The sequence below is a fragment of the Terrabacter terrae genome, from assembly GCF_039529575.1.
Lineage (GTDB): Bacteria > Actinomycetota > Actinomycetes > Actinomycetales > Dermatophilaceae > Terrabacter > Terrabacter terrae.
Window position 1 is genome coordinate 1 of record NZ_BAAANB010000195.1, and the last position, 7267, is coordinate 7267.

A 7267-nucleotide genomic window follows, 5' to 3' on the forward strand; every position below is an offset into this window, starting at 1 on the left:
TCGCGCGGTCAGACCTCGGCGCGCAGGACCTTGACCATGGGCCGGCCCTTGGCCAGCTCGTCGACGAGCTTGTCGAGGTAGCGGATCTTGCGCATCAGCGGGTCCTCGACCTCCTCGACGCGCACGCCGCAGACCTTGCCGGTGATGAGCGCGACGTTGGAGTTGAGCTCGGCGTCAGCGAAGAACTGCTCGAACGTCGTGCCGGCCTCGAGGTGGTGCTGCAGCTCGGCATCGTCGAAGCCGGTCAGCCACTCGATGACCTCGTCGAGCTCCGCCTTGCTGCGGCCCTTCTTCTCGACCTTCGCGACGTACGCCGGGTACACCGACGCGAACGGCATGGTGAAGATGCGGCTCATCCCCCGAGCGTAGCCACGAGCACCGCTACGGTCGGGCCCATGGCCATCGCCCGCTACCCCAGCTTCGTCATCGACTGCCCCGACGCCACTGCGCTCGGCACCTTCTACGGCACCCTGCTCGACTGGTCGGTCAAGACCTCCGAGGGCTGGGCCGAGATCCGCGACCGCTCCACCGGCCAGTGCATCTGCTTCCAGCAGGTCGACGACTACTCGCCGCCGCAGTGGCCCAGCCAGGAGGTGCCGCAGCAGATGCACCTCGACGTCATGGTCGAGGACCTCGACGCGGCCGAGCCGCAGGTCCTCGCCCTCGGTGCGACCAGGCACGAGCACCAGCCGGGCACGTCGTTCCGCGTCTTCCTCGACCCGGCAGGCCACCCCTTCTGCCTCTGCGTCGACTGAGGGCCGGGCCCCGACGACCACGAACCAGAAGCGCCCCTCAGCGGATGCGGGCCAGGTCCAGCGTCCACACCGGGTTGCCCGGCGCCGCCTCGACACGCGCCCCGCTCGCCAGCCGCGACGCCGGCTGGAGGAGGGGGACGAAGGGGCTGCGCGCGTTCATCGCGAGCTGCCACGCGGCATACGCGGCCGCCCGGTCGTCGCCGACCGACGCCCTCGCCGCCTCGGTCAGGTCGTCTATGGCCGGGTCCTCGCCGCGCGCCCAGCCGACGCGCGACCCGAGGAGCTCACCGGGCGCGAACGCGAGGTCGTTCTCGGGGTCGAGGTAGTCGGGGCTCCAGCTCCACAGCCCGAACGCCGTGCGCCCCTCGCGGTACGCCGCGACCGCCTCGCGTGCGGGTGCGGGGTTGAGCTGCACCTTGATCCCGACCTCGGCGAGCTGGTCGCGCACCGCCGTCGCGAGCGCGGTCCGCGGGAGGCCGTGGATCGGCAGGTCGGCGGCATACGTCAGCGGGATCGGCTGACCGGCGTACCCCGAGCGCTTGAGCGCCGCCCGTGCGGCCGCGAGGTGGCGCGGCGGCACGACGGGCAGCGTCACGACCGGGGTGGGTATGCCGTCCGCCCCCGTCGTGACGACGGCGCTCGGTGTCCCGGTGGGCCCGGTCGCCGACGTCACCGGCGCTGACGAGGTGGTGGGCGTGGTGGGGGTGCTGGTCGCGGGAGTCGGGGTGCCGGTCGGCGAGCCCGGAGTCGTGGACGTCCCGCTCGCGCTCGGCTGCGGCACGACGTCCTCGAGCGCGCCGACGATGCCGGCGGGGAGGAGGCCGGCGGCGGGCTCGGACCCCGGCGCGTCGCTCGCCAGACGGATCCGGTCGAGGCCGAGGCGCACGGCCTCGGCGAAGTCCGGGTTCGCCGTCCAGGCGTTGACGGCCTTGCTGCGGCCGAGCGCCAGATAGACCAGCGTGCTCGAGCGCATCGTCTTCACCGTGACGGCCGGGGTCGCAGGGGTCGCAGGCGCCGCGGTGCCGACCGTCGCCGACGGGCCGGCGGTCGGGTCGACGCCGGCCGTGGCGACCTCACTCGCCTGCGACGGCGAGAGGTCGAGGGCGACGTCGGCGTGACCGGACCGGATGTCGGCCAGCTGCTGCGCCGGTGCGACGTTGCGGACGAGGAGCTCGGGGAACTTCGGGCGCGTGCCCGCCCAGCGGGGGTTCGCGGCGAGCCGCACCTCGGAGGAGCCGCGCACGCTGTCGAGGACGTAGGGGCCGGAGCCGGCCGAGTGGGTGGTGAGGTAGCCGGTCGCCGTGTCGCCGGGGCCGATCGTGCCGCCGTTCGCCTTGACGACCGTGCTGTTGAGGATGCCGAACGCCGGGTTCGCCAGGATCGCCGGCAGGGCGAAGTTCGACGAGGGCGAGCTCAGCGTGAAGGTGCGGTCGTCGACCTTGACGGACGAGAGCTGGCCGAGGAGCGAGGCGACCGGGCCGCCCAGTCCCTCCGCCCGCTCGAGCGTGAAGAGCACGTCGTCGGTCGTCATCGGCGTGCCGTCGGAGAAACGGACGCCCTCGTGCAGCCGGAAGGTGAGCCAGCGCCCCTCCGGCGAGAGGGTGTAGTCGGCCAGGCCCGAGCCGACCTTCGTCGGGTCCTCCGGGTCGAGGCTCGTCAGCGTCTCGTAGAGCGCGTGCGTCACCATCGCCCCGGTCCGGTTGAACTGCTGTGTCGGGTCGAGCGTCGTGTGGTCGAAGACGGCGTCGACGACGAGCGGGTCGACCGCGGGCGTGGTGCTGACGGCCGCCGGCGTGGCTCGCGGGGTCGTGTCGGCGGTGGGAGCGGTGGCTGACGAGTCGGCCGTGCAGGCAGCGGCCGAGCCGAGCGCGAGGACGCCGAGGGTCGCCACCACGACAGGGCGGGCGTGACGTCGGCGCATGGGCTTCCTTCGGGCCGCCCGGCGGATGGAGCGGACGCAGGGGTTCTCTGGACGGGGATACAGCACAGAGGTACCCACGCGCACCACTGCGAACCGGAGCACCCCTGCCCGTCCTGGCAGTCTAGCCGCCACCCCCTGGCGCCCCGCCCTGCTGGGACCCAGCCCCACGGCATACGGCAGGTCAGGCCTGGCCGCCCTCGAACCACGCCACGAGCGCCGGATCGAGCGGCGGCACGTCGACGGCGCCGCCGCCGGTGCGCAGCGAGGTGGTCGCCGAGGCCCCAGCCGCCACGGCCTCGCGAGCGGCGACCGGCGAGGTGTCGGTGGTGCCGCCGTCCCGCGCGAACCGGACGAACTCGGCGATCAGCAGCGGGTCGGCCCCGCCGTGCCCGAGGGTGTCGGCGGGCGGGATCTCGATGACCTCGTCGGCGTCGTCGCGGTAGCTGTCGGTGCGGCGCGTCCACACCTTGACCGTCGCGCCCGGGCCGTCACCGAAGTTCTCGAGCCGGCCCTTGCTGCCGATGACGGTGTAGCTGCGCCAGTAGTCCGGCGTGAAGTGACACTGCTGGTAGGAGGCGAGCACGCCGCCCTCGAGCACGAGGTTGGCCATCGAGATGTCCTCGACGTCGACGACCGGGTTGAGCTCGCGCTGCTCGGTGGGCGGCCAGCTGTCGAGGGAGTACCAGTCGGCCATCCGCCGGTCGGAGTTGTCTCGGTGGTCGGTGATGTCGCCGTAGACCGCGAGCGCCCCGACCGCGCTGACCCGGCGCGTGTAGGCACCGGCCAGCCAGTGGATGACGTCGAGGTCGTGGGCGCCCTTCTGCAGGAGCAGGCCCGTCGTGTTGCGCCGGTCGGCGTGCCAGTCCTTGAAGTAGTAGTCGCCGCCCGCCGAGACGAAGTGACGGCACCACACCGCCTTGACCTCGCCGATCGTGCCGGCCCGGATGACCTCGCGCATGGCGCGCACGACGGGCATGTGCCGCATGTTGTGCCCGACGTAGAGCCGCGTCCGCGTGCGGTGCGCCGCCTCGAGGATGCGGTCGGCGTCCTCGAGAGTCGTCGCGAGCGGCTTCTCCACGAACGTCGGTATGCCGGCGCCCAGCGTGCGCACGGCGTGCTCGGCGTGCACGTGGTCGGGGGTCAGGACGAGCACCGCGTCGACGTCCGCTCGCACGTCGGGAGCGAGCAGCTCGTCGAGGGAGTCGACGACGCGTACTCCTTCGATCCGCTCGGCGGCGTCGGCGCGGCCACGCTCCGAGGAGTCACAGACGACCGTGACCCGGCTGCCCTCGCCGGGGCGGTGGGCGTAGCGGGCGAGGCTGGCGCGCAGGCCGAAGCCCACGATGGCGAGGCGCAGGTCGTCCTGCGCGTCAGGCGTCTCCGTCACGCGGTCAGGCTCCCACATAGGCCGCAAGGTGCTGACCGGTGAGGGTAGACCGGTCGGCGACGAGGTCGGCCGGGGTGCCCTCGAAGACGATGCGGCCGCCGTCGTGGCCGGCGCCCGGGCCGAGGTCGATGATCCAGTCGGCGCGCGCCATGACGGCCTGGTGGTGCTCGATGACGACGACCGAGCGGCCCGAGTCGACGAGCCGGTCGAGCACGGCGAGCAGGTTCGCGACGTCGGCGAGGTGCAGCCCGACGGTCGGCTCGTCGAGGACGTAGACCTCGGCCTTGTCGGCCATCTGCGCGGCCAGCTTGAGGCGCTGGCGCTCGCCGCCGGAGAGCGTCGTGAGCGGCTGGCCGAGGGTGAGGTAGCCGAGGCCGACATCAGCCAGGCGCTCGAGGACCTTGTGGGCGGCCGGCGTGCGGGCCTCCCCGTCGGCGAAGAACTCGAGCGCCTCGGCCACCGGCAGGTCCAGCACGTCGGCGATGTTGCGGCCGCCGAGCGTGTAGTCCAGGACCGCGGCCTGGAAGCGCCGGCCCTCGCACTCCTCGCACGTCGACTCGACCGTCGCCATGACGCCGAGCTCGGTGTAGATGACGCCGGCACCGTTGCAGGCGGGGCAGGCGCCCTCGGAGTTGGAGCTGAAGAGGGCCGGCTTGACGCCGTTCGCCTTGGCGAAGGCCTTGCGGATCGGCTCGAGCAGACCCGTGTAGGTGGCCGGGTTGCTGCGGCGCGACCCGCGGATCGCGCCCTGGTCGACGACGACCACGCCGTCACGCCCCTCGACCGAGCCGTGCACGAGCGAGCTCTTGCCCGAGCCGGCGACCCCCGTGACGACGCAGAGGACGCCGAGCGGGAGGTCGACGTCGACGTCGCGCAGGTTGTGGGTGCTCGCGCCGCGGATCTCCAGCACGCCGTTCGCCTGGCGGACGGCGTCCTTGAGGCTGACCCGGTCGTCGAGGTGGTGGCCGGTGACCGTGTCGCTGGAGCGCAGTCCCTCGACCGTGCCCTCGTAGACGACCTGCCCGCCGCCGCTGCCGGCGCCGGGACCGAGGTCGACGACGTGGTCGGCGATGGCGATCATCTCGGGCTTGTGCTCGACGACGAGGACGGTGTTGCCCTTGTCGCGCAGCTGGACCAGCAGCCGGTTCATCCGCTCGATGTCGTGCGGGTGCAGGCCGATGCTCGGCTCGTCGAAGACATAGGTGACATCGGTGAGCGACGAGCCGAGGTGGCGGATCATCTTGGTGCGCTGGGCTTCTCCGCCCGAGAGCGTGCCCGCCGGACGGTCGAGCGACAGGTAGCCGAGGCCGATCTCGGCGAAGGAGTCGAGCAGGTGCTGCAGGCCCCCCAGCAGAGGCGCGACCGACGGCTCCTGCAGCTCGCGCAGCCACTGCGCGAGGTCGGTGATCTGCATCGAGCACAGGTCGGCGATGTTCCTGCCTCGGATCCTCGACGACAGCGCTTCCTGCGACAGGCGGGTGCCGTTGCACTCAGGGCAGGTCGTGAACGTGACCGCCCGCTCGACGAACCGGCGCACGTGCGGCTGCATCGCGTCGAGGTCCTTGGACAGCATCGACTTCTGGATCTTGCTGATCACGCCCTCGTAGGTGAGGTTGACGCCCTCGACCTTGATCCGCTCGGGCTGGCCGTAGAGCAGCTTCTCGCGCTGCTTGTCGGTGAACGTCCCGATCGGCTTGTCCATCGGCAGACCCGCGCCGGCGAAGATGCGGCCGTACCACCCGTCCATGCTGTAGCCGGGCACGAGGAGCGCGCCCTCGGAGAGCGACTTGGTCTCGTCGTAGATCGCGGTGAGGTCGACGTCGTTGACCGACCCCATGCCCTCGCACCGCGGGCACATGCCGCCCTGGTAGACGGCCCCGCGCACGACCGACGTCTCGGTGTGGCTGCCGCGGTCGGTCTTCATGACCCCGCTCGCGACCCGGGTCGGCACGTTGAAGGCGAACGCGGTCGGGGGGCCGATGTGCGGGGTCCCGATCCGGCTGAAGAGGATGCGCAGCATGGCGTTGGCGTCCGTCGCCGTGCCGACGGTCGAGCGCGGGTTGGCGCCCATCCGTTCCTGGTCGACGATGATCGCCGTCGTCAGCCCCTCGAGCAGGTCGACGTCGGGCCGGGCCAGCGAGGGCATGAAGCCCTGGACGAACGCGCTGTAGGTCTCGTTGATGAGCCGCTGCGACTCGGCGGCGATCGTCGCGAAGACGAGCGAGCTCTTGCCCGACCCCGAGACACCCGTGAACGCCGTCAGCCGCCGCTTGGGCAGCTCGACGCTGATGTCGCGCAGGTTGTTCTCGCGGGCACCCTGCACCCGGATCACGTCATGACGGTCGGCCGGGACGGCATACGGCGTCGTCGCCGTCGCCTCTTCGGTGGTCATCGTGTCAGCCATGCGGCAACGCTACGGTCGGCGACCCGGGGACGCACGCGATTACGGGGCCTCCCGGTCAGGGCAGCAGGTCGTCGAGGTAGACGGGGAGCATCTGCCACCAGGTGGGCCAGTCGTGGTCGTAGGCGGTGCCCCAGTCGTCGACGCGGTTGGGGATGCCCTTGCTCCCGAGCACGTCGGCCACCGCCCACGACTCGCCGACGTCCTCCCAGCGGCCGCTCCCGGAGGCCAGCACGATCATCCGCCGGCGCAGTACGTCGAGCGACGGCCCCTCGAGGCCGGGCAGGAAGCGCAGCGGCGAGCTGTAGTAGAGGTCGTCGTTGACGTGGCCGCCGATGAACTGCTCGATGGCGTACGTGCCGCTCATGCACACGGCGGACTCGACGAGCTCGGGGTAGCGGCACGTGATCGCGAGGGCGTTGAAGGCCCCGATCGACGCTCCGGCCACCGTGACCGGCAGGTGGTGTCCGCCCAGGTCGGAGTGGATCGCCGGGATGACCTCGCGGGCGATGGCCTCGTGGAAGGCGTTGAAGAGCGCGAGGCGGTGCTCGGCGGAGCCGCGGCGCTCGGCCAGCGCCCGGCCGGCGACGCTGTCGACGGAGTAGACCTTGGCCCGGCCGGCCGCGATGAGCGGCTCGAGGTGGGCGATCATCTGGTGGCGCTCCACCTCCTCGGCGTCACCGCCGGCGGTGGGGAAGAGCAGCACCGGGGAGCCGTAGGTGCCCCACCTCGCGACGCTGAGGTCCTGGCCCAGGCGGTCGGAGTACCACCGGTCGGTCACCTTCATGGATTGCCTCTCTGTG

6 protein-coding genes are annotated in these 7267 nt (G+C 72.0%); 1 reads left to right on the forward strand and 5 read right to left on the reverse strand.

Annotated features, from left to right (window positions below; translation table 11 throughout):
* Window positions 1-8: 8 nt before the first annotated feature.
* Window positions 9-356 (reverse strand): DUF2200 domain-containing protein, encoded by a 348-nt coding sequence (locus tag ABD194_RS20860; protein ID WP_343995111.1) that lies wholly within the window; start codon window positions 354-356, stop codon window positions 9-11.
* Window positions 357-395: 39 nt separating this feature from the next.
* Here ABD194_RS20860 and ABD194_RS20865 point away from each other — a divergent pair, with 39 nt between their 5' ends.
* Complete coding sequence (locus tag ABD194_RS20865) at window positions 396-755, forward strand: VOC family protein (RefSeq protein WP_343995113.1); 360 nt, start codon at window positions 396-398, stop codon at window positions 753-755.
* A gap of 37 nt (window positions 756-792) precedes the next feature.
* Here ABD194_RS20865 and ABD194_RS20870 read toward each other — a convergent pair whose 3' ends face one another.
* From ABD194_RS20870 to ABD194_RS20885, 4 genes are all read right to left on the reverse strand, one after another.
* A complete protein-coding gene (locus ABD194_RS20870) occupies window positions 793-2676 on the reverse strand; it encodes an ABC transporter substrate-binding protein (protein WP_343995115.1) in 1884 nt (627 codons plus the stop codon).
* Window positions 2677-2857: 181 nt separating this feature from the next.
* Window positions 2858-4063, reverse strand: a complete 1206-nt coding sequence (locus ABD194_RS20875; protein WP_343995117.1) for a Gfo/Idh/MocA family protein — start codon at window positions 4061-4063, stop codon at window positions 2858-2860.
* Between the two features lie 4 nt (window positions 4064-4067).
* Window positions 4068-6467, reverse strand: coding sequence for an ATP-binding cassette domain-containing protein (locus tag ABD194_RS20880; protein WP_343995119.1), 2400 nt, complete (start codon window positions 6465-6467; stop codon window positions 4068-4070).
* Window positions 6468-6522: 55 nt separating this feature from the next.
* On the reverse strand, window positions 6523-7267 hold a 745-nt coding region (locus ABD194_RS20885), incomplete at its 5' end, for an esterase family protein (RefSeq protein WP_343995121.1).

Excerpts from the sequence above, each read along its gene's own strand:
- ABD194_RS20880 (WP_343995119.1), bottom strand. The coding sequence starts at position 6,467 with ATGGCTGACACGATGACCACCGAAGAGGCGACGGCGACGACGCCGTAT.
- ABD194_RS20860 (WP_343995111.1), bottom strand. The coding sequence starts at position 356 with ATGAGCCGCATCTTCACCATGCCGTTCGCGTCGGTGTACCCGGCGTAC.
- ABD194_RS20865 (WP_343995113.1), top strand. The coding sequence starts at position 396 with ATGGCCATCGCCCGCTACCCCAGCTTCGTCATCGACTGCCCCGACGCC.
- ABD194_RS20870 (WP_343995115.1), bottom strand. The coding sequence starts at position 2,676 with ATGCGCCGACGTCACGCCCGCCCTGTCGTGGTGGCGACCCTCGGCGTC.